The sequence below is a fragment of the Bdellovibrio sp. HCB209 genome (assembly GCF_047306065.1).
Lineage (GTDB): Bacteria > Bdellovibrionota > Bdellovibrionia > Bdellovibrionales > Bdellovibrionaceae > Bdellovibrio.
The window spans coordinates 205,458-224,129 of sequence record NZ_CP178618.1 but is presented as its reverse complement, the minus strand read 5'-3'; the positions used below and the strand labels follow the sequence as shown (position 1 = coordinate 224,129).

Below are 18,672 nucleotides of genomic sequence, written 5' to 3'. Positions count from 1 at the left end.
TTTCCAGTCATTCGTCGGAAAGTGACTGGAATTTATTCAGTTCTGCGGATGATGTGATAACCGAATCGCGTACGAATTGGTTTAGTCGTGGTTTGTCCCGGCTTCAATGAAAACGCGACTTCCTCGAAATCGGGATCCAATCTTCCCTCGGAAAACACTCCCAAGTTTCCACCATCAGCTGCGGACGAGCATTTAGAAAACTTGCGCGCAAGTTCGGCAAAGTCTTTCCCGTCTTTAAGAGCTCGCAAAATGTCTTCTGCTTCATACGAATGTTGAACCAGAATATGGCTAACTTTAATTTTCATGGTCCGTAGTATGCCACACTCTTTCACCAATTTCACTGTTCATTTTCCAGCAGTCGGCTATCATTTATTCTTCCGTTTCGGATTTCCAATATTCACTCAACAGGAGTCATCTATGATTAAAGCTACAGCGTATGCAGCTCCCTCTGCTAAAGCTCCCCTGGCGCCGTTCAATTTCGAGCGTCGCGAACTTCGCGATAATGATGTTCACATCGAAATTCATTATTGCGGCGTTTGCCACTCTGACCTTCACCAAGTTCGCGATGAATGGGGCAAAGGCATGTTCCCCATGGTTCCAGGTCACGAAATCGTCGGCAAAGTTTCTGCCGTCGGTTCTAAAGTTAAAAAATTCAAAGTCGGCGATCTTGCTGGAGTCGGCTGCATGGTTGACTCTTGCTTGGACTGCTCTTCTTGCAAAGAAGGCCTTGAACAATTCTGCGAGCGTGGCTTCGTTGGCACTTACAACAGCAAAGGCAAAGACGGCGCACCAACTTATGGTGGCTACTCTTCGGCAATTGTTGTTCGTGAAGAATTCTGCGTAAGCATCCCCAAAAATCTAAGCCTGGCAGCTGCGGCTCCACTTTTGTGTGCCGGCATTACGACTTACTCCCCACTTCGCCACTGGAAAGTCACTAAAGGACAAAAAGTCGGCGTTGTCGGTTTAGGCGGTTTGGGTCACATGGGCGTAAAACTTGCGGCAGCCATGGGTGCTCACGTCACTGTGTTCACAACTTCCGTTTCTAAAGTCGAAGACGCAAAACGTTTGGGTGCACACGATGTGATTATTTCTAAAGACATGGATCAAATGAAAGCCCACATGGGAACTTTTGATTTTATCTTAGATACAGTTTCAGCTCCCCATGATTACAACTTGTACTTAAGCTTGCTTCGCCGCGACGGCAATATGGTGTTGGTCGGACTTCCTGATACTCCACCAACATTGGCTGCGGGCGCATTGATCATGGGTCGCCGTAAATTGGGTGGTTCCTTGATCGGTGGTATTCAAGAGACTCAAGAGATGTTGGATTTCTGCGCTAAGCACGACATCGTTTCTGATATCGAAATGATTCCGATTCAACAAATCAACGTGGCTTACGAGCGTATGTTGAAAAGCGATGTGAAGTACCGCTTCGTCATCGATATGAAATCGCTTGCTTAGTATTTAAGACCGCTTCAAGCTTAAGAGATGAAGTCATTCTCTCTTATTTTTGCAGCGGTCTTTTGCTTTTTAGCCCTTCCCTCAGAAGGCGCCGAGATGAACTTTCGCTGCCACGGCAGAGCCTATGAACAGGGCTTTTTCTTCAGATATACCGTGGAACTACATGAGAAAGGCTCACGCAGCCGCCTGACTACCAGCTCTGGTTATAGCGACTCTATGGACTATGGCTGGAGAGAGATTTCCTCCCCTAATCATGGAAAATTTGCCGTCGATTCGCCTTTTAACGAATATAAGGCCTTCCTATCCAAGGATGGCCGTCATTTCGAGCTGATTTTGGTAGATCCTACCACCAGTGTTCCAGTGGAAACCCCACCCTATGACCGCTTTGTCTGCGTCACTGATCTTTAGAATTTCCTAGTAAAATTGACAGGTTTTTCACTCTGTGGTGCCCAAATCCCCAAAGATTTTGTAAGTATCCCCGCATACAAATCTCAAGGTTTTTAGGAGGCTCCATGAAGGCATTATTGATCGCGTCTGCGCTTATTCTTACTTCTTCATTTGCATCAGCTGGTGCGATGAAAGAGATCTCTTACATGACAACTGAAAGCGTTCTTGAAACTTTGGGTTTTGACGAAAGCATCGTTTCTATCGAACAGAAATTTACAACTGTAGCTGGTTACGATCTTGCGATTATTACTATGGCTCGCGGTAACTACAAAGTGAAGGGCGTTGTACCGACTTTCAAATGTGTGACTGTGTTTAAGAAAAATTCTGACAATTGGTACGATATCGTTAAAACAGAGTGCGAAACTCTTAAGTAGGTCTTTATGAAACCCGTTAGTGTGTTCTTTATTTTGCTGATTCTTACGATCGCTCACGCTCAAGCAGCAACTTGCTTGGAAACAGCAACTAAATCTCTGCCGACAAATGCAGAACTTGTTAATGCATATGAGTGCTCCCCTGAACAAGCTGATGCAAAACCAGTTTGCTTCACAGTAGCTAAAGTAGCTGAAGGCCAATACCTTTACCAAACTCTTGAAGACTCTGTTGTAGTGAACTCTGCGACAACTAAGACGATCCAAATCGTGGGTCTTCACGCTAAATACAGCACGGCAAATGGCGACAGCAAAATCACTTCAACATTCTGGCCGAACGCGAGCTTGTTGATCATCGATCACTCTGCTCGTAAGAATTTCTTCCGCGGGTTTGAGCTACAAAAAAGCTTTAGCTACACTTGCAGATAATTTTCGGATTCAAATTCAGGAAAGAAAAAAGGGAGCTTTTTAGCTCCCTTTTTCTTTTTAGATGTTCTTTTCTGAACGAGTGAACTGTTTAAGTTCTTTGGCTGCCTTGCCCTGCTGTTTTAGTTTTGCAGGATCGCGGAAATAGATCGGTAAAGAGTTAAATCCGTGGCGGTCATAGAAGCGAACCAAAGTTTCTTCGCCCGTATCTTTGGCAGCAGATACCGCCAACTCCATCTTAAAGATCGTACGTTGAGCTGTGATGATCATAGCGCCATTTTCATAGCTCCATACACCCTCACCATTACCCAACTTATCCACTTGATAATAGAACTTGCCGTTGTCGAAAAGCACATAGCGCATTGGATAATCGCTGCCCGTTTGCAAAACCTTAAGTTCATCGATTTTGCTTTCAGCTTGAGGCCAATCAGCCGCTGGATTTACGAACTGGCTATAAAACTCCGCATCTCTTTGATGAGAAATCAAAGAACCCGGAGGGGAACAAGCTTGTAGAAAAATACCAAGAGAAAGGAGTGCAATCGCACTTACGAAATATTTTTTCATTCCTCTAGTTTATGAAATGAGACTTGAAGGTCAATTCCATTCATATCTAGGTCTGGGTCGTTGCAACACAAATGATACGAGCATTTGCACTTGTATCCCATTAGATCCCTTGCCATGATTTCGGCGAGGTTTTTATGAAACATATTATGACTCTTTTAGTGACTTCACTTGCAACGACTGTAGCAATCGCGGCGCCGTCATCTGATGTTATGTCATATCGCTGTTTTGGCAAATCAACCGATTTCGCGTTTCAGTGGAATATCACTTACAACCATGGAACTTTGTTTAAATCTCAATTAATCAAAACTTTTCCCGGCAACGATGTTCGCCGTGGCGAGTGGAAATCAGTAAGCTCGACTAAATTTAAATTCGAAGTCGAATCCCCTTGGTCCCAATACCGCACCTACATGTACCGCAACCGCCAAGTAAAACTAGGACTCGCGGTTGTCGACCCGACAACAAGTGTTGAGCTCGACAACCCTCCCTACACGGAGTTTAAGTGCTATAAGCACTAGTTTCCGAATTGGACGTTAACGTTGCTGCCTTTATCGTTTGGGTTTCCAGAACGAGATTTTGTTTCCATCAAACAATTTTGATAGCCAGCGTCCTCAGCTTTAAAAGAACGACCTGTTACATCCGTGCAGCCGATTGAAACGCTGGTTTTTGTTTTCGGAGAAGTCGTTGCCGAAGTTCCTTGAGCACCCTGAAAGCCCTGCATATCAAGCTTTTGGAAGCCATCCTTAACGGGAATTTTTACGTTTTGTTGTTCTTCTGCATAAGCAGAAACAGACATTGATACTAAAAACAAAACCGCAAGTGCACGCATGATAGTTCTCCTGAAAAATTGATACCCATAAATTCATAATGGATACTGTTTTTATGCAAGTGTTTAGCATGACTCTACACTTCTTGTTTATGTTCCCATGGAATTAAGGAAGGAGGTGGCTATGTTTGCTTCAGTACGTACTTACCGTTTTAGCCCCGTGTACATTCAAGAGATCAACGAAAAGCTACAAGATATGTTCATTCCGATCTTGGAACAGATGGAAGGATTCATTTCTTATAATTGGATTACCACACCAGATGGTCAGGGAGTGGGAGTGTGTGTCTTCAAGGATGAAGAGGGCCTTCGCGAGTCGATCCACTTGGCAGCAGAGTTCCGCAGAAATAACTTTGCCCATATCGGAATGACCACGCCAGATATAATTATTGGCCAAGTCGGAGCTCATGGCGAGGTGGAGCCGCAAACCATCCCACCAGAAACCCTGAAATCCGACGACCACCCACTCGCCAGTCACTAATGCGCCGCGCTTTTGCCAATCCTCAAGGAGTTTGCTAGTTTCAAACTTCCGATTGTGGGGGGCTAGCTTAGTTGGTTAAAGCACGGTGCTCATAACACTGGGATCGGGGGTTCAAGTCCCTCGCCCCCTACCACTTCTTTTTCTTTTGCTACAGCATTTATTTTTGGGTTTTAGTTTTTCCGTGCTGGCTTTGTCGGGACGTTTTTCAGCTGCCATTTAGGCAGCCGAAAAAGTGTACTTGCTGGGACCGCCTTCGCGGTCGCAGACGCGTACTTGCTCCGCAATAAAACGAGCCGCTGGCTCGTTTTACCGCGGGCATAACCTCGCCCCCTACTGCTCCTTGAAAAGAATCTCACCCCCTGGGGTGGATTTGGGCTCGCGCTGTTGCCTGGGAGTTTGTTCGCTTATACAAGCGTTCGCTATGAAACCTGAATTGTTGATGCCTGGTGGTTCCCTCGAGAAACTTAAGTATGCTTTTGAATATGGCGCTGATGCTGTTTATGTTGGGGTGCCACTATTCAGCCTTAGGGCTCGTGAAAACGAGATGACTTTTGAGGACCTGCGCGAAGGCATTGAGTATGCTCGTGCACGTGGCAAACAGGTTTACGTTACAGCTAATATCTTTGCTCGCAATTTGAAGCTTAAATCATTCCGTGAAAATTTTAAAAAATGGGTGGATCTGAAGCCGGACGCTTTCATCATGAGCGATCCGGGATTGATGATGATCGCAAAGGACATTGATCCTAATGTAAATATCCATCTGAGTGTGCAAGCGAATTGCATGAACTGGCAGGCTGTTAAGTTCTGGCAACAGCAAGGGGTTACTCGTGTGATCCTAAGCCGCGAACTGCGTATCGAAGAAATCAAAGAGATTAGAAACAAAGTTCCCGATATCGAAATTGAAGCTTTTGTTCATGGATCGATCTGCATTGCTTATTCGGGCCGTTGCTTGCTTTCCCATTACATGAGTCATCGCGATGCCAACCAAGGTGTTTGTGATAACAGCTGCCGCTATGGTTACAACATTCACAAGGCCGAATCCGATAAGGATCAAGAATACTTCCTGGAAGACCTTCGCAATAAGGGCGAGTTCTATCGCATTGATGAAGACGACAACGGCACTTACATTATGAACGCCAAAGACCTCTGCGTGATCGAACATCTTAAAGAGTTGCGCGAAGCTGGTGTTTGTTCATTTAAAGTCGAAGGCCGTACGAAGTCCCTTTATTACGCCTCCATGGTTGCTAAAATCTATCGCCAAGCGATTGACGACATGGACGCTGGAAAAGACTTTAACCCTGAACTATTGACGGAGCTTCAAAAGATTCCAAACCGTGGTTATCACAAAGCGTTTGCATTGGGTGGCACTAGTCACGAATCCCAAGAGTATCGTCACTCGACGTCTCGCAATTTCAATCAAAGATTTGCCGGAGTTGTCTTAGACAGATCCGACAAAACAGGCCGAGTCCGCGTGGAAGCCCGCCATCGCATCCGTCCTGAAGATGAAATCGAAGTGATCTCTCCATCAGGCGGAGCGAAATACACCGTCGGAAAAATCTTTAACGAACAAGGTGAACAAGTTCATCAAGCTGGCGGAGGCGGATTGATCTTTGAATTCGATCTTCCCCACGAAGTAGGACCTCACTCCTTGATCAGCCTTTGCGAAAAGGGCGGATTTAACGACAAGCAACTTTAAGTGCATCAGGGAGTATGATATTACTCTCTGCATGTCATCGGTTCGTATTCAGCATCTTTATGAAGTACCCGCACTTATTCCCGAAGTAGCACAATGGATCTTTAACGCTTTTTGGAGCGATAAAGGACTTCCAGATTCATCTTTTCTGGTCGAAGCACTTGGTGAAGCGACTTCTTCTGATGCGGTTCCCTTATCCCTGGTCGCCTTCATCGACGACAAGGCTGTCGGCACTATCAACTTAATCGAAAATGACGATGAAGAACGTACTCACCTAACTCCCTGGCTTGCCGCCTTGTGGGTTGATCCCAAGTTTCGCAAACAAGGTATCGGCTCCCAGCTAGTGCTAAATCTTTTAGCCGAGGCCAAGCGTTTGGGAATCTCCGAGCTTTACCTAGAAACACACTCTCCGAAATTCTATACAGATCTTGGCGCTGAGCTTATCGAAGAGATCAGTCCGAATTTTTTCCTGCTCTCTTTTAAAATTTCATAGCGATCAAAAACCACGAGTGTTTCCTCGTATCCGCCTAATATCGTTCTCTCCATGATTGCGTCTCAGTGGGACAGTCGAATTGAGATATGTTTAAACTTCGATTTGTAGACCGTATGTATTGGAGTCTACTTAATTAATAAAATTTAAGAGATTCTCAAATTTGCTCTTGAGCCAACCGGACCCCGTCCCGATAAACAATCCCACACGATTAACAAACGATGTTTGTTTGTTCACAAAAAACCTTAGCGGAACGTTTATTGAGAAGGAGTATTTCGTGAAGAGTAGAAGTTTAAACTTTAAAGTTGCGTTTATGATTGGGCTTTTAAGTTGCGGAGCCCTGGTGATTACCTACCTAGGCATCAACAGAATGTCTGACATCAACACCACCTTTGTGGATTTCGCAAAACTAGATGTAAAACGCGATCAACTGACCAGCACAGTTTTAGATGAGCAACGCCAAGCCAGTTCCACAATGAAAGATATCATTATCGAACGTGATCCTAGAAAAATGGAAAAGCTCCAAGAGAAGTTTGACGGACATAAATCAGCACTCTTTAAAAATCTAGATGAATATCACAGCATGGCCTCCCCTGAAGGAAAAGCCCTCGCAAGTAAGTATAAAGATGCCGCGAACAACTGGTTCGGAACCGCGAATAAAATTATTACGCTTTCAAGAGCTAATAAAGATGTTGAAGTCGTGCAAGTTCGTGAAAATGAAGAGCTTCCTTTACTAACGAATATGCGTGCTGCCATCAAAGACATGAACGATCTGACAGCGAAACGCATCGATGACTCTGTTAGATCTGCGGGCGAGTCTTATATAACTGCCAAAAATCTTATGATGACGATCAGCCTTAGCTGTATCTTTGTCTGCGTAGCCTTGGCCTTTGTGGTGATGAGACAAATGAGTACAGCAATCCGCAACGTTATAACAGACTTAACAGGTGGTTCTGAGCAAGTTGCTGCGGCATCGACTCAAATTGCATCATCTGCAGTACAACTTTCCGAGGCATCCACTGAGCAAGCGTCTTCACTCGAAGAAACTGTTGCGACACTAGAAGAACTGACTTCAATGGTGAAAGTAAACTCTGAACACGCAAAAGAAGCAGCACGCCTTTCTGAATCAACTAGATCGATTGCCGGAAAAGGTGAAGAGGAAATCAAACAATTGATAGCATCAATGTCTGAGATCTCTAAGGACTCCAGAAAAATCGAAGAGATTATCAATGTGATCGACGACATTGCCTTCCAAACAAATCTACTAGCGTTGAATGCAGCCGTGGAAGCAGCACGCGCAGGAGAACAAGGTAAAGGGTTTGCCGTAGTAGCAGAAGCCGTTCGTGCCCTAGCACAGAGAAGCTCCTCTGCTGCAAAAGACATCAACGACCTTATTAAATCTAGCGTAGAAAAAATCGAAAAAGGCAGCGTACAAGCTGGTCAGAGCGGTAAAGTATTAGAAGACATTCTTAATTCAGTTAAAAAAGTATCTGATATCAATGCCGAAATCGCTACAGCAAGTAACGAACAAACCAACGGAATTCAGCAAATCAGTACAGCTATGAACCAGTTAGACCAAGTAACTCAAGTCAATGCAGCAAGCTCTGAAGAAGCCGCTGCCGCCGCAGAAGAACTTTCTGCTCAAGGTGTGCAACTGATTCGCGCTATGGGAGTACTGAATGTTACGGTTTATGGTGGTCCCGCACCTGAAAGTGAGCCTTCAGTCCACGCGGCCCCAAAAGCATCTACCTCTCACAAATCTGGGAAGTCAGCAAAACCATTTGCTAACAATGTCATCCCAATGAATGCGAAAGAGGAAGAAGAAGCACTTTCAGATAAACGCACAATCCGCACTACGAGTGGCTTCTAAGAGGAGAGAGTTATATGAACGATCAATACTTAACTCTATCGATAAATAAGCAAACCTACGGACTTTTGATTTCAACAATTCGAGAAATCAACCGTATCAGCGAAATCACTCCAGTACCTGATTCCCCACCTCACGTGGTGGGGGTCATGAATCTGCGCGGGAAAGTAATTCCCGTAGTTGATCTAAGAATGCGCTTACGGTCTCCAAGTACAGAGATTACTAAAGAAACCTGCACTGTCGTCGTCGAAACTCAAGGAAAACACATTGGGATCATCGTCGACTCGGTAAGTTCAGTTATCGTCCTTGAAGAGGGAAATATCGATCGCACTCCGGTCGCTCAAGAGGGAGCCAACTACGTAACAGGCGTTGGAACTATCGACAGCAGCATGGTGCTTTTACTAGATATCGAGAAATGTCTGAACCAGGATTTAGTCAGCGAAGTTTCTAACCAAGAATCACTAGCAGCATAAATTACCTTAGGTTAAGATTGAGCGGATCGAGGAAGATCTTCCCTCGATCCGCTATTTCTATTCTTTAAAGTATTCCCGTACTTCAGACAGCATCTCATTAAATTGCTCGAGTCCATCTTGGCCAAACTTTTTCACGAAGGCCTCATGGAGTTTCTTCCATTTAGTCTCCGCTTTCTTTGTTAGAATCGTTCCCGAGGAAGTTAAGCTTACACTCTTTGAGATACCTTCACCCTCAGATACAATCTTTACCCAACAATTTTTTTCAAGAATAGCCAAAGCTCGATAAAGAGTTGTTCTTTCCATTTCAAGGCGTTCTGCGAGTCGAGCTAATGGAACCGGTTCCATACGATGAGTATTAATCAGTATAGAGTATTGGATAACATTTATCCCCACGTCCTCCAACGTTGAATCATACGCTCTGACTGCAACTCTGGACGCCATCTTTAAGTTCGTACAGACACACTGAATCGGTTTTATTTCAGGACTATTTGCCACTAACAACCTTCCCGTTCGGGTATTTCGAAATCCAGACACCAATTAATATTAATACTGCGCCAAGCGCTTGGAGTATACCCATGCTCTCTCCCGCCCACACGATACCAATTATAACCGCGACAATGGGAGGAATGTAGAACACTGAAGCAGCAGTGACAGCTCCCAACTTTTCTATCAGATAAAAATAGATTATGAAGGCAAGACCGGTTCCCAATACTCCTAAACCTAATGTTACAGACAGTAGAGCGGGAACGTTCTCAAGTATCGCGCTCATTCCTTCAAAAGGAACAACCACAGTTAAAATGAGAGACGCAAAGAACGTTTGGTAGCACGTCAATGCCACTGGATTTATTTTTAACGGCGCAATAAAACGAATTGTATACACGGAAGCACTCGCATACCCGCAAGCTCCGAGGATCATATAAGCACAACCATACTGCGCCTGGTCAGAGGAGTTTACAAATACTCGATCAAGGTTTGCAATCAGTGCAACTCCGACAGCACCTAAAACAACACCTATAAACTTTTTAGCATTCATTTTCTCTTGTGGAATAAAGGCGACCACAAATAATGCTGTTATCAGGGGAATTACACCACTTACTGCACCCGCCGCACCCGACTTAAGAATCTGAGTCCCTTTAATGAATCCCATATAAGGAATTACAATAGAAAGGACGGACAAAATAAAAAAATGGATCCAATGTTTGGAATAGCTCAGTTTAACTGACTTCGTTATAAGTCCAAAAACCATGATTGGAATCATACCAAAAACAACTCTCATCCAGGCCACTTGAACTGGGCCAATTGATTGAAGAGAGATCTTCATAAATAGGAAATTTGTTCCCCATACTAGACCCAAAAGGAGAAATATCCATAAATACCTTCCAAAAACCACAGCACACCTCTTATGATGTATATACATCATAATATGGAAAACCATTTTTTCCTATGGGAGATTATATAAATGTTAAAGATTTGCACTTCGAAACCTCCTCTTATGGCCCTAATGCTGCTTTTATCCCTCTTAACAGGAAGCGCATCCGCAACTACCTCCTACAGTGATGTTAAAACCGAGTTCATTAAAGTCGGGACGACAAAATTCGCCTATAGGAAATTTGGGGAAAAGTCTGAAATTCCTTTGGTCCTTTTAATGCACACACGTGGAAATATGGATGGATGGGATCCGGAGCTAGTGGATCTGCTAGCAGCAAAACGCACAGTGATTGCATTCGACAACTCTGGTGTAGGCCTGTCCGAAGGGCAAACTCCGGATAACTTCGCAGCGATGGCCGACGATGCAGCAAGGTTTATCTCAGCGCTGAACTATAAAAAAGTCGATGTATTAGGATTCTCGATCGGCGGAGCAATTGCTCAGGAGCTTCTGATTAGACACAACCACATAGTCCGACGAGCTATTCTTGCAGGAACCAGCGCAATGGGTGGAGATGGCGTTAATCAGTTATCCGAGAAATCGAAATCAGTGAGCACCAAAAAGGAAATGACCGATGACGATCTTCTTTACGCATTTTTTGCTCCCTCAAATGCGAGTCAAAAAATGGGAAAGCAGTATCTTTCACGCATAAAAAATCGCAAGAACGACAAAGATGTTGCTGTTTCGATGTCAGCGGTAAAAGCACAAGCCATCGCCAGAAATTCCTGGGGCGCACCACAAAGCAAACCCGATGAGCGACTAAAGAACATCTCCAATCCGATTCTTATTGCGAATGGAAAAGATGATATCCGAATGCCCACGATCAATTCATACAATCTATTTAAAGTAATCCCAAAAGCTCAGATAATTCTTTACCCAGACTCTGGACATGGATTTCTATTCCAGTACCCGAAACTATGTGCAGAAAACTTCTCAACTTTCTTAGACCAGAAAGAGGTATCTGACTAGCCCCTATTTTTTTACGTTTTGCAAACGGCGGCGAAGATCACCGAGCGTGCTTCTTGGAATTCCTAAGTAGCGAGCTGCTGCTGATTCGCTGCCTTTTTTCTGAAGAGCGAAATTAATAAGTTTCATCTCGAACTCAGAAACCACGTGGCTGTAACGTCCTTCAAGAGCCTTTTCATCGATTTCCTCGACAGAAGTATTCTTGATAACTTCCTCATACACCGGAGCACTTTGCACCAAGTGTGGAGCAATGTCGGCTGCCGTGATTTGTACGTCATCAGCCAATACGCAAGCCACTTCAATGGCAGATTTCAACTCGCGGATATTTCCTGGCCAAGAGTAAGTCATCAACAACTGCTCCGCATCCGGAGAGAAAGTCTTTTCACGATAGTGACTTTCAGATAGGAACTGCTGAGCCAAATCCATGATGTCCTCTTTACGTTCGCGCAAAGGGGGCAAAGTTACAGTGAACTTTTTAATTCTAAAGAACAAATCCTCACGGAATTTTTTATCCGCAATTAATTCTTCCAGGTTTTCATTCGTGGCAGCGATTGTACGGCAGTTTACTTTCTTGCCCACATCTTGACCGACCGGATAGATGTCGCCGCTGCTCAAAGCACGCAAAAGCTTTACCTGTAAGTCCATGCTCAATGTCGCCAATTCATCTAGGAATAAATCCCCGCCATCAGCACTTTCAAATTTCCCCGCGCGGGACTCAGTCGCACCCGTGAACGCACCTTTTTTATGACCAAATAGTTCTGACTCTGCCAAGTGAGACGGAATCGCACCACAGTTCACCGCGATGAATGGGCGAGAGTCATCATGTTCGATGCTCCACAGATACTGAGCCATAACTTCTTTACCAGAGCCTGACTCGCCACGAATCAAAACTGAATGACCAGAGCCACGGATTTTCTTAGCCGTATCGATCACAGCCTTCATCGCCGCCGACTTGGTATACAGATTTATAGGCTTAACCAGTTTTGCACCCGCTTGATGCTTCAAAGTTTGATTCTTACGAAGCAAGCGATGCAGAACGGGAGCCTTACGGATAACTTGAGTCAAAGTTTTCGCATCAAATGGTTTAACCAAGTAATCAACTGCGCCCGCCTTCATACAAGTTTCAACCAAAGCCGCCTCATCATGACCCGTCATCGCGACAACAACTGTTGAAGGATAGTTCTTAGAGATCTCTTGAATAAGTTGAATACCCACGCGGTCCGAAGACTCATCTAGCGACAAATCAGTAAAGACCAGATCGATGATTTGCTTATCCAGGATATCCAGGGCCTCTTCCATTGAATCTGCTAAAGAAACAACGTGAGGAGCAGGAATCTGCGCCTGCAGAGTTTTACGAACAAGTGTTTCGTCATCAACGATTAGAATACGCATTATTACGTCCTTACCTTTAATTCAAAAAGAGTGATCCATGGCTTCGGAATCATGTAAGCATTGACCGAACGAACCTGATCTTGAACAGGTTTTTCATCAAAGTCAGTTGTACAAAGATACGCCCTGCGACCCATGCCAACTTCTGCTAGGAACTCGAGTCCCTTTTTCGTTTCACTTAAATTTTGATCCACAACCAAGAGACCCGTTTCAACCAGATCTTTAAACACCGGGGAATTCTTTAGTTCTGCCAGTGTTGAATAGAAATAGGCATTCTGTACGCCTTGGGAAACGGCTTTGTCTTTCCAAGCTTTTAATACATTTTGGTCATCGTCCACAAAGACCAGTACTTGTTCCTTCGACAATTCGATATCTAAAGGAAGCCATGGCGGATTTTTCTCTTTTGGCATTTCGATTGTGAACACAGTTCCCTGCCCCACTGCCGTCTGTACATTTAAAGTTCCACCATTCCATTCAACCACAGATTTCGCATGGAAAAGTCCTAACCCCGAGCCGGTAGCCTTGCCGCTGGTAAAGCCGCGTTCGTACATGCGAGCCAGAACCTCGTCAGGAATTCCACTGCCATTGTCTTTAATAGCCAAAGTCCATTTCTTACCGGCACTCGAAAACTCAAGATCAACCTTAGAAGCACCTGCCTCAAAAGCATTGTTCACTAGGTTAGAAATCACTGTTTGGAATTCATGAACTTGAACCACACTCCAGATTTGCGGCTGAGAAGTTAAACCTTTCAGTTTCAAAACTTGCTCTGCAGAACGACGCACGTTTTGCTCACTTACAACACTAGCCACCAAAGGCTCCACCAGGGTCAGTCGAGGGTTTTCAACACCCGTCGATTCTTCACTCTTAACCGAAGAGGCCGATAGTTTCTGAACAATTCCCGCCACGCGAGCAATGGCACTTTTCAAAATCGCCATCGGTTCCATTTGTGCAGTTTCAATCTGCGCCAACGCCATGTTCATACTCATCAAAGGACTGCGAATATCGTGCGCCACTTGAGCGGCAACTTGGCTACGAGCTTGATCTCTCTCGGCCTCTAGCAGACGCCCCTGATTCGCTTGAAGAGTTTCTAGCATGTGATTGAGGTTTTGACCCAAGCCATCCAATTCGTCTTGAGAGTTTGCAACAACCGAAACTCTTTTGGAGTAATCCTGCGTCTTAGAGATTTCATCCAGTGTCGAATAAATTGAAGACACCTTACGAAGCAGCGTCTTAGTTAAGACTTGAGACAACCACAAAGATAGAACAATTAGAACAATACCAGCGACGATCAAGATGAGGTGAATGTCGCCGATCTCTTTATCAATAGTCGAAGTGGAAATGGTTGCGACCAGATAATAGTTAGCGCCCTCTTTATATTTCAAGGACGTCAAAACCAACATTCGACCATCGTGCCATTGAGCCCCGTCTGGATTTGCCAAAACAGATTTCAAATCGACAGCGTCCGTAAAGCTCTGACGATGGAAGTGTCCCAAGATCTCGCCACCGCCATTTACCAATTTCACGGAAAGATTATCCACATCGTGATTAATCATTTCGTTAAAGAGTTCGTTCAGCTCCGGTTGTTCTTTATCTTTTTCTAACAACGCCAATGTCTTTGAGAGCAGATTCATATGATCGACATAGGAATCCTCAAACTCTGCATATAAACGCTTAGAAATGGTGAAATTAAGAATAAGGCAGATCGCCAGAGTCGTAACAACGCCCGTCCCAAAGATGGTTAGAAAGATTTTCTTAGAGAACTTCATTTGGGATAATTGGGTCATATCCCATCTTACACAGGCGTTTTCGTTTATAGCAAGGATCGGATAGCCTTCAAAACCGCATCGATCTTCTTGTTGAAATCGAGCTCGGCGGGTATGCGTTGAAAATGAGGATGTCGCCCCCAAACCTGCTCTAATCTCCGCTCGCTCTCAAGGCTCTGTTCAAAGTTGTGAAATCTTGACTGATGCACTCCCCCGAAATGTTCTTTCTTTGGAAGTTCCAAGAACAAGACGTGATCGTACTTAGCAAGTTCTTCCTCAAGCTTTACCGGAAAGGATTTAAGGTAGTCCTCAATCCCCGGCGGCCAAAATGCCGCCCCATCAAGCTTAGCACGGTCTAAGACCATATGTGTGGCGTTGGGATTTTTACGCTGACAGACGTCTTCCAGGTTTTCCTGAACCGATAGAATAGCTTTTTGAAAAGCCCGAATCTGCTCATTATCATCGTGAGAAGGAGCGGGAAATCCGCCCTTCAACAAAACCACAGCACTCTCGGGCACCAGGGCAATCTTATCCCCTGCGATTTTTTCAATCTCAATCAACGCAGAACTTTTCCCAGAGGAAGGGGCGCCCGTAAGAACAATCTTTTTAACTTTATTCATGAACGCCCTTCTTTCTAAAGACCCAGCTGCTGTGGCTCTGGGAATTTGATCGGTGTCGATTTACGATTTTCATCAATCGCGACCAGAGTAAAGACCCCAGTCATCGATTTCGTACGCTTATCGCTATACATTTCTTCGCAATAAGTATCGACCGTGATCTCTAAACTGCTTTTACCTATTTTACTCACATAAGCGTCAAGTTCAACAATGGTTCCTGCTGGAATCGGAACATTAAAGTTCACGCGATCGCTGCTGACCGTGACATAGCACTGTCTGGAAAAACGAGTGGCCGCGATGAATGCAATTTCATCCATCCAATTCAAAGCCAAACCGCCATAAAGAGTGTTGTAGTGATTAGTCTCTCCAGGAAAGACCGTTTTAAATACGCGCGTGCGCGACGAACTTTTTCTAAGTTCGATATCCATAAATTCCTCCGCGGGATCGTTAAGCTTCCTTCAGGGATCGGACTTCCTTTGTTAAAAGGTCACCGTTGCGGGACAGCGCCAGAATGGATGCAATTCTGCATCTTCACTGGACTTCACCTGAGTTAGGAGCGCTAATAAAGTAACCGACGGGGGAATATATGTCTGCAAAAACTTATCACGGAAGCTGTCATTGTCAGAAAGTTCGCTTCACCGCGATTCTGGATTTCTCCAAGGGCACTGGTCGATGCAACTGTGGTTTTTGCTCAAAGGTTAGAAATTGGAGTATTCAGACCAAGCCCAGCGAATTCAAACTTCTCTCTGGCGAAGACACCCTCGGCGATTACTCCAAGTCAGGTGTCGCAAACTTTAGAATCGGTGATGCGATGGCGCCTTACACGAATCATCACATGTTTTGCAAAAACTGCGGAGTCAGACTCTTCTCCCTAGGCAATATTCCTGAAATCGGTGGCGACTATGTCTCCATCTCGATTCCCACTTTGGATGATGTTGACTTCGTTGAAGTCATGAAGACACCCATCCGTTACATGAATGGCAAAGACGATGATTGGTTTCACGTCCCAAAATTCACTGAACATCTTTAGTTTTTAAAACAGACGACAACTCAAATTTTAAAGATTAGCCATGTGCATACAATAAGATTGGTGCCCAGTGGTCACCGTGTTCATAACGAATACGATATTATTGGCTTTCACTTAAAAACCAATTTCCATTTGAATCTCAGTGCGTATTCTATGCGCATGGAGGCGGGAATTGTCGGGATACATAGGTGACTTTACAGACTACCGTGACTTTCTAAATTTCAAGTACAAAGAGGCTAAAGCCAAAAAGGCATCCTTTTCTCTTCAGTACTGTGCAACTCAGCTTCAAGTATCTAAGACCTTCGTAAAATTCGTCTTCGATAAAAAACGCCACTTCACATTTCCAACTCTGCCGCTTGTCTGGGAACTTTTCAGACTCACTCCTAAAGAGAGAATGCAGCTGACTTTCCTATTCTGCTTTACAGTCTCCGAGGACCCAACCCTGAAGTCTCACTTCAAAGGTGTTTTGGACGGAATCCATAACGACGTCATCACAGTAGAATAAAAAAAGGGCTCCGATGCGGAGCCCTTTTAGTTTTCTAAATTTAGAAATTAAAACTAGCCGTCTACGAAAGACTTAAGTTTATTGCTGCGAGAAGGATGACGAAGCTTACGAAGAGCTTTCGCCTCGATCTGACGGATACGTTCACGAGTAACGTTGAAGTCTTGACCTACTTCTTCCAAAGTATGATCGGCTTCTTCACCGATACCGAAACGCATACGAAGAACTTTTTCTTCTCTCGGAGTCAAAGTCGCAAGAACACGGCGTGTTTGTTCAGCCAAGTTCAAGTTAACAATCGCCTCTGCAGGGTTGATAACTTTTTTGTCCTCGATAAAGTCGCCCAAGTGCGAATCTTCTTCTTCACCCACTGGAGTTTCCAAAGAGATTGGTTCTTTAGCGATTTTAAGAACTTTACGAACTTTATCTACCGGCATGTCCATTTTATCTGCGATCTCTTCCGGAGTCGGCTCACGGCCAAGCTCTTGGATCAAGTAACGAGATGTACGAACAAGCTTGTTGATAGTTTCGATCATGTGAACAGGGATACGGATCGTACGCGCCTGATCGGCAATAGCACGAGTGATCGCCTGACGGATCCACCAAGTCGCATATGTCGAGAATTTGTAACCACGACGATATTCGAACTTATCAACCGCTTTCATCAAACCGATGTTACCTTCTTGGATTAGATCCAAGAATTGAAGACCGCGGTTCGTGTATTTCTTAGCGATAGATACAACTAGACGTAGATTCGCTTCAACCAATTCAGATTTCGCTGCATCGGCCTCACGCTCACCTTTCCAGATAGCTGTGTATGTTTCCTTAACCCATGTGTGATTCATCTCAGTTTCAGAGTCCAAACGTTTAATACGGACTTCTGCTTCTAGAGCTTGCAACACATAAGATCTGAATTTTTGATAGTTAAGACCTGTATCACGAGTCATGCGTGTCAGTTCTTTTTCATTGCTTTCAACAAGCTTCATACGCTCGGACATAGAAGCAACGTCTTTAGAGAACGTACGCTCAACACCGTCTTTGATACGACGACGAAGAGTACCGATACGGTTCACCAAGTTTTTGAACTTGATCACAACACGGTTGATCGTTTTACGGTTGAAGTTCACGGATTCGAACACAGCCATCAAAGTGTCATTCATCGCAACGAGTTCTTTCATTGCAGCCTGACGAGCTGGTGTGTTTGTTTCTTCTTTACGAAGAACTTCGAAATGTTTCGCAGCAGCCTTTTGGTACTCCGTAACTTTACCGATCAATTCGTGAATTTTATCGATGTATTCCTTTTCATCGTATTGAGTTTCTTCATCCTCAAGACCACGGAAGATCGATTTAACTTTGATACGGCCTTCATCAAGACGCTTACCAAGTTGAATGATCTCGTATGTACCTAGAGGTGACAAAAGGATCGCACGAACGATTTCACGCTCCCCTTTTTCGATACGACGAGCAATCTCAACCTCACCCTCACGAGTAAGTAGAGATACGGAACCCATTTTACGCAAATACAAGCGAACGGGGTCGTTACCCTTAACGTCTTCGCTTTCTGCTTTTTCTTCTTCATCTACTTCTTCGTCTTCCGAATCAGGGCTTTCTAGGAAGTTGCCTTCGCCCTCTTCGTCTTTCGAAGTTTCAGACAAGTCTGAAATAACTACACCCGCGGCCTCTAGGCCATGCATGAACTGGTCCAATGCACCTGGGGCAATGATTTCAGGTGGAAGAAGGTCGTTGATCTCTTCGATCGTCAACGCACCCTTTTCCTTTGCAAGCTTCAGGAATTTCTGGATTTCTTCTTTAACCAGAGCTTCCTGTTCTTGCAAAGAAAGAACCTTAACAGGCTCTTTCTCTTGTTTGTTTGGTAGGTTTTGTTTCATCAATGA

Annotated in this window: 23 protein-coding genes and 1 tRNA gene; 14 read left to right on the top strand and 10 right to left on the bottom strand. The window is 44.5% G+C overall.

Annotated features, from left to right (window positions below; all coding sequences use genetic code 11):
- Positions 1 to 32: 32 nt before the first annotated feature.
- Positions 33 to 305 carry a peptidylprolyl isomerase gene (locus ACLVWP_RS01160; protein ID WP_413559466.1) on the bottom strand — a complete coding sequence of 91 codons (273 nt, stop codon included), beginning with the start codon at positions 303 to 305 and terminating at the stop codon, positions 33 to 35.
- Between the two features lie 112 nt (positions 306 to 417).
- Here ACLVWP_RS01160 and ACLVWP_RS01155 point away from each other — a divergent pair, with 112 nt between their 5' ends.
- The 4 genes from ACLVWP_RS01155 (at position 418) to ACLVWP_RS01140 (ending at position 2,705) form a co-directional block, all read left to right on the top strand.
- Positions 418 to 1,461 (top strand): NAD(P)-dependent alcohol dehydrogenase, encoded by a 1,044-nt coding sequence (locus ACLVWP_RS01155; RefSeq protein WP_413559464.1) that lies wholly within the window; start codon positions 418 to 420, stop codon positions 1,459 to 1,461.
- A gap of 27 nt (positions 1,462 to 1,488) precedes the next feature.
- Positions 1,489 to 1,869, top strand: coding sequence for a hypothetical protein (locus ACLVWP_RS01150; protein ID WP_413559462.1), 381 nt, complete (start codon positions 1,489 to 1,491; stop codon positions 1,867 to 1,869).
- A 104-nt stretch (positions 1,870 to 1,973) separates the two neighbouring features.
- Positions 1,974 to 2,282, top strand: coding sequence for a hypothetical protein (locus ACLVWP_RS01145; protein ID WP_413559460.1), 309 nt, complete (start codon positions 1,974 to 1,976; stop codon positions 2,280 to 2,282).
- A gap of 6 nt (positions 2,283 to 2,288) precedes the next feature.
- Positions 2,289 to 2,705, top strand: a complete 417-nt coding sequence (locus ACLVWP_RS01140) for a hypothetical protein (RefSeq protein ID WP_413559458.1) — start codon at positions 2,289 to 2,291, stop codon at positions 2,703 to 2,705.
- Positions 2,706 to 2,762: 57 nt separating this feature from the next.
- Here the strand turns inward: ACLVWP_RS01140 and ACLVWP_RS01135 are convergent, their stop codons facing one another.
- Positions 2,763 to 3,266: a transposase gene (locus ACLVWP_RS01135; protein ID WP_413559456.1), complete on the bottom strand. Its 504-nt coding sequence runs from the start codon at positions 3,264 to 3,266 to the stop codon at positions 2,763 to 2,765.
- Between the two features lie 134 nt (positions 3,267 to 3,400).
- Between ACLVWP_RS01135 and ACLVWP_RS01130 the strand changes: the two genes are divergently transcribed.
- Complete coding sequence (locus ACLVWP_RS01130) at positions 3,401 to 3,781, top strand: hypothetical protein (protein ID WP_413559454.1); 381 nt, start codon at positions 3,401 to 3,403, stop codon at positions 3,779 to 3,781.
- On the opposite strand, the gene ACLVWP_RS01125 is transcribed toward ACLVWP_RS01130, so the two are convergent.
- Positions 3,778 to 4,092 carry a hypothetical protein gene (locus ACLVWP_RS01125; RefSeq protein WP_413559452.1) on the bottom strand — a complete coding sequence of 105 codons (315 nt, stop codon included), beginning with the start codon at positions 4,090 to 4,092 and terminating at the stop codon, positions 3,778 to 3,780. The two genes, ACLVWP_RS01130 and ACLVWP_RS01125, sit on opposite strands and share 4 nt — an antisense overlap.
- A gap of 121 nt (positions 4,093 to 4,213) precedes the next feature.
- Between ACLVWP_RS01125 and ACLVWP_RS01120 the strand changes: the two genes are divergently transcribed.
- The 6 genes from ACLVWP_RS01120 (at position 4,214) to ACLVWP_RS01095 (ending at position 9,090) form a co-directional block, all read left to right on the top strand.
- The gene (locus ACLVWP_RS01120; RefSeq protein WP_413559451.1) at positions 4,214 to 4,567 is read left to right on the top strand and encodes a hypothetical protein; all 354 of its coding nucleotides are present in this window, start codon (positions 4,214 to 4,216) and stop codon (positions 4,565 to 4,567) included.
- Between the two features lie 56 nt (positions 4,568 to 4,623).
- Positions 4,624 to 4,700 (top strand) — tRNA-Met (locus ACLVWP_RS01115).
- Positions 4,701 to 4,988: 288 nt separating this feature from the next.
- On the top strand, positions 4,989 to 6,263 hold the full coding sequence (locus ACLVWP_RS01110; RefSeq protein ID WP_413559449.1) for a U32 family peptidase C-terminal domain-containing protein: 1,275 nt from the start codon (positions 4,989 to 4,991) through the stop codon (positions 6,261 to 6,263).
- Positions 6,264 to 6,294: 31 nt separating this feature from the next.
- Entirely contained in the window at positions 6,295 to 6,753 is a 459-nt protein-coding gene (locus ACLVWP_RS01105; protein WP_413559447.1) for a GNAT family N-acetyltransferase, read from the top strand.
- Positions 6,754 to 7,027: 274 nt separating this feature from the next.
- Positions 7,028 to 8,620: a methyl-accepting chemotaxis protein gene (locus tag ACLVWP_RS01100; RefSeq protein WP_413559446.1), complete on the top strand. Its 1,593-nt coding sequence runs from the start codon at positions 7,028 to 7,030 to the stop codon at positions 8,618 to 8,620.
- 14 nt (positions 8,621 to 8,634) lie between these two features.
- Positions 8,635 to 9,090 carry a chemotaxis protein CheW gene (locus tag ACLVWP_RS01095; protein WP_413559444.1) on the top strand — a complete coding sequence of 152 codons (456 nt, stop codon included), beginning with the start codon at positions 8,635 to 8,637 and terminating at the stop codon, positions 9,088 to 9,090.
- A 57-nt stretch (positions 9,091 to 9,147) separates the two neighbouring features.
- Here the strand turns inward: ACLVWP_RS01095 and ACLVWP_RS01090 are convergent, their stop codons facing one another.
- Positions 9,148 to 9,531 carry a MarR family winged helix-turn-helix transcriptional regulator gene (locus tag ACLVWP_RS01090; protein ID WP_413559443.1) on the bottom strand — a complete coding sequence of 128 codons (384 nt, stop codon included), beginning with the start codon at positions 9,529 to 9,531 and terminating at the stop codon, positions 9,148 to 9,150.
- Between the two features lie 43 nt (positions 9,532 to 9,574).
- Positions 9,575 to 10,507, bottom strand: coding sequence for a DMT family transporter (locus ACLVWP_RS01085; protein WP_413561558.1), 933 nt, complete (start codon positions 10,505 to 10,507; stop codon positions 9,575 to 9,577).
- 75 nt (positions 10,508 to 10,582) lie between these two features.
- Here ACLVWP_RS01085 and ACLVWP_RS01080 point away from each other — a divergent pair, with 75 nt between their 5' ends.
- Entirely contained in the window at positions 10,583 to 11,485 is a 903-nt protein-coding gene (locus ACLVWP_RS01080; RefSeq protein WP_413559441.1) for an alpha/beta fold hydrolase, read from the top strand.
- A gap of 3 nt (positions 11,486 to 11,488) precedes the next feature.
- Here ACLVWP_RS01080 and ACLVWP_RS01075 read toward each other — a convergent pair whose 3' ends face one another.
- Genes ACLVWP_RS01075 through ACLVWP_RS01060 form a run of 4 tightly spaced genes read right to left on the bottom strand, consistent with a single transcriptional unit; the run spans position 11,489 to position 15,679 of the window.
- Complete coding sequence (locus tag ACLVWP_RS01075; protein ID WP_413559439.1) at positions 11,489 to 12,874, bottom strand: sigma-54-dependent transcriptional regulator; 1,386 nt, start codon at positions 12,872 to 12,874, stop codon at positions 11,489 to 11,491.
- A 2-nt stretch (positions 12,875 to 12,876) separates the two neighbouring features.
- Complete coding sequence (locus ACLVWP_RS01070; RefSeq protein ID WP_413559437.1) at positions 12,877 to 14,655, bottom strand: sensor histidine kinase; 1,779 nt, start codon at positions 14,653 to 14,655, stop codon at positions 12,877 to 12,879.
- A gap of 26 nt (positions 14,656 to 14,681) precedes the next feature.
- Positions 14,682 to 15,254: an AAA family ATPase gene (locus ACLVWP_RS01065; protein ID WP_413559435.1), complete on the bottom strand. Its 573-nt coding sequence runs from the start codon at positions 15,252 to 15,254 to the stop codon at positions 14,682 to 14,684.
- A gap of 14 nt (positions 15,255 to 15,268) precedes the next feature.
- Positions 15,269 to 15,679 (bottom strand): acyl-CoA thioesterase, encoded by a 411-nt coding sequence (locus ACLVWP_RS01060; RefSeq protein WP_413559433.1) that lies wholly within the window; start codon positions 15,677 to 15,679, stop codon positions 15,269 to 15,271.
- Positions 15,680 to 15,837: 158 nt separating this feature from the next.
- Between ACLVWP_RS01060 and ACLVWP_RS01055 the strand changes: the two genes are divergently transcribed.
- Together ACLVWP_RS01055 and ACLVWP_RS01050 are read left to right on the top strand one after the other, a co-directional pair.
- Positions 15,838 to 16,281 carry a GFA family protein gene (locus ACLVWP_RS01055; RefSeq protein ID WP_413559432.1) on the top strand — a complete coding sequence of 148 codons (444 nt, stop codon included), beginning with the start codon at positions 15,838 to 15,840 and terminating at the stop codon, positions 16,279 to 16,281.
- A 169-nt stretch (positions 16,282 to 16,450) separates the two neighbouring features.
- Positions 16,451 to 16,783, top strand: coding sequence for a hypothetical protein (locus ACLVWP_RS01050; protein ID WP_413559430.1), 333 nt, complete (start codon positions 16,451 to 16,453; stop codon positions 16,781 to 16,783).
- A gap of 53 nt (positions 16,784 to 16,836) precedes the next feature.
- Here the strand turns inward: ACLVWP_RS01050 and rpoD are convergent, their stop codons facing one another.
- Positions 16,837 to 18,666: an RNA polymerase sigma factor RpoD gene (rpoD, locus tag ACLVWP_RS01045; protein WP_413559428.1), complete on the bottom strand. Its 1,830-nt coding sequence runs from the start codon at positions 18,664 to 18,666 to the stop codon at positions 16,837 to 16,839.
- Positions 18,667 to 18,672: the final 6 nt, after the last annotated feature.

What these genes read in the sequence shown, in the direction of transcription:
- rpoD (WP_413559428.1), bottom strand. Translation starts at nt 18,666, where the DNA reads ATGAAACAAAACCTACCAAACAAACAAGAGAAAGAGCCTGTTAAGGTT.
- ACLVWP_RS01125 (WP_413559452.1), bottom strand. Translation starts at nt 4,092, where the DNA reads ATGCGTGCACTTGCGGTTTTGTTTTTAGTATCAATGTCTGTTTCTGCT.
- ACLVWP_RS01080 (WP_413559441.1), top strand. Translation starts at nt 10,583, where the DNA reads ATGGCCCTAATGCTGCTTTTATCCCTCTTAACAGGAAGCGCATCCGCA.
- ACLVWP_RS01105 (WP_413559447.1), top strand. Translation starts at nt 6,295, where the DNA reads ATGTCATCGGTTCGTATTCAGCATCTTTATGAAGTACCCGCACTTATT.
- ACLVWP_RS01160 (WP_413559466.1), bottom strand. Translation starts at nt 305, where the DNA reads ATGAAAATTAAAGTTAGCCATATTCTGGTTCAACATTCGTATGAAGCA.
- ACLVWP_RS01135 (WP_413559456.1), bottom strand. Translation starts at nt 3,266, where the DNA reads ATGAAAAAATATTTCGTAAGTGCGATTGCACTCCTTTCTCTTGGTATT.
- ACLVWP_RS01130 (WP_413559454.1), top strand. Translation starts at nt 3,401, where the DNA reads ATGAAACATATTATGACTCTTTTAGTGACTTCACTTGCAACGACTGTA.
- ACLVWP_RS01110 (WP_413559449.1), top strand. Translation starts at nt 4,989, where the DNA reads ATGAAACCTGAATTGTTGATGCCTGGTGGTTCCCTCGAGAAACTTAAG.
- ACLVWP_RS01145 (WP_413559460.1), top strand. Translation starts at nt 1,974, where the DNA reads ATGAAGGCATTATTGATCGCGTCTGCGCTTATTCTTACTTCTTCATTT.
- ACLVWP_RS01075 (WP_413559439.1), bottom strand. Translation starts at nt 12,874, where the DNA reads ATGCGTATTCTAATCGTTGATGACGAAACACTTGTTCGTAAAACTCTG.
- ACLVWP_RS01140 (WP_413559458.1), top strand. Translation starts at nt 2,289, where the DNA reads ATGAAACCCGTTAGTGTGTTCTTTATTTTGCTGATTCTTACGATCGCT.
- ACLVWP_RS01070 (WP_413559437.1), bottom strand. Translation starts at nt 14,655, where the DNA reads ATGACCCAATTATCCCAAATGAAGTTCTCTAAGAAAATCTTTCTAACC.
- ACLVWP_RS01065 (WP_413559435.1), bottom strand. Translation starts at nt 15,254, where the DNA reads ATGAATAAAGTTAAAAAGATTGTTCTTACGGGCGCCCCTTCCTCTGGG.
- ACLVWP_RS01060 (WP_413559433.1), bottom strand. Translation starts at nt 15,679, where the DNA reads ATGGATATCGAACTTAGAAAAAGTTCGTCGCGCACGCGCGTATTTAAA.
- ACLVWP_RS01090 (WP_413559443.1), bottom strand. Translation starts at nt 9,531, where the DNA reads ATGGCGTCCAGAGTTGCAGTCAGAGCGTATGATTCAACGTTGGAGGAC.
- ACLVWP_RS01055 (WP_413559432.1), top strand. Translation starts at nt 15,838, where the DNA reads ATGTCTGCAAAAACTTATCACGGAAGCTGTCATTGTCAGAAAGTTCGC.
- ACLVWP_RS01085 (WP_413561558.1), bottom strand. Translation starts at nt 10,507, where the DNA reads ATGTATATACATCATAAGAGGTGTGCTGTGGTTTTTGGAAGGTATTTA.
- ACLVWP_RS01150 (WP_413559462.1), top strand. Translation starts at nt 1,489, where the DNA reads ATGAAGTCATTCTCTCTTATTTTTGCAGCGGTCTTTTGCTTTTTAGCC.
- ACLVWP_RS01120 (WP_413559451.1), top strand. Translation starts at nt 4,214, where the DNA reads ATGTTTGCTTCAGTACGTACTTACCGTTTTAGCCCCGTGTACATTCAA.
- ACLVWP_RS01095 (WP_413559444.1), top strand. Translation starts at nt 8,635, where the DNA reads ATGAACGATCAATACTTAACTCTATCGATAAATAAGCAAACCTACGGA.
- ACLVWP_RS01155 (WP_413559464.1), top strand. Translation starts at nt 418, where the DNA reads ATGATTAAAGCTACAGCGTATGCAGCTCCCTCTGCTAAAGCTCCCCTG.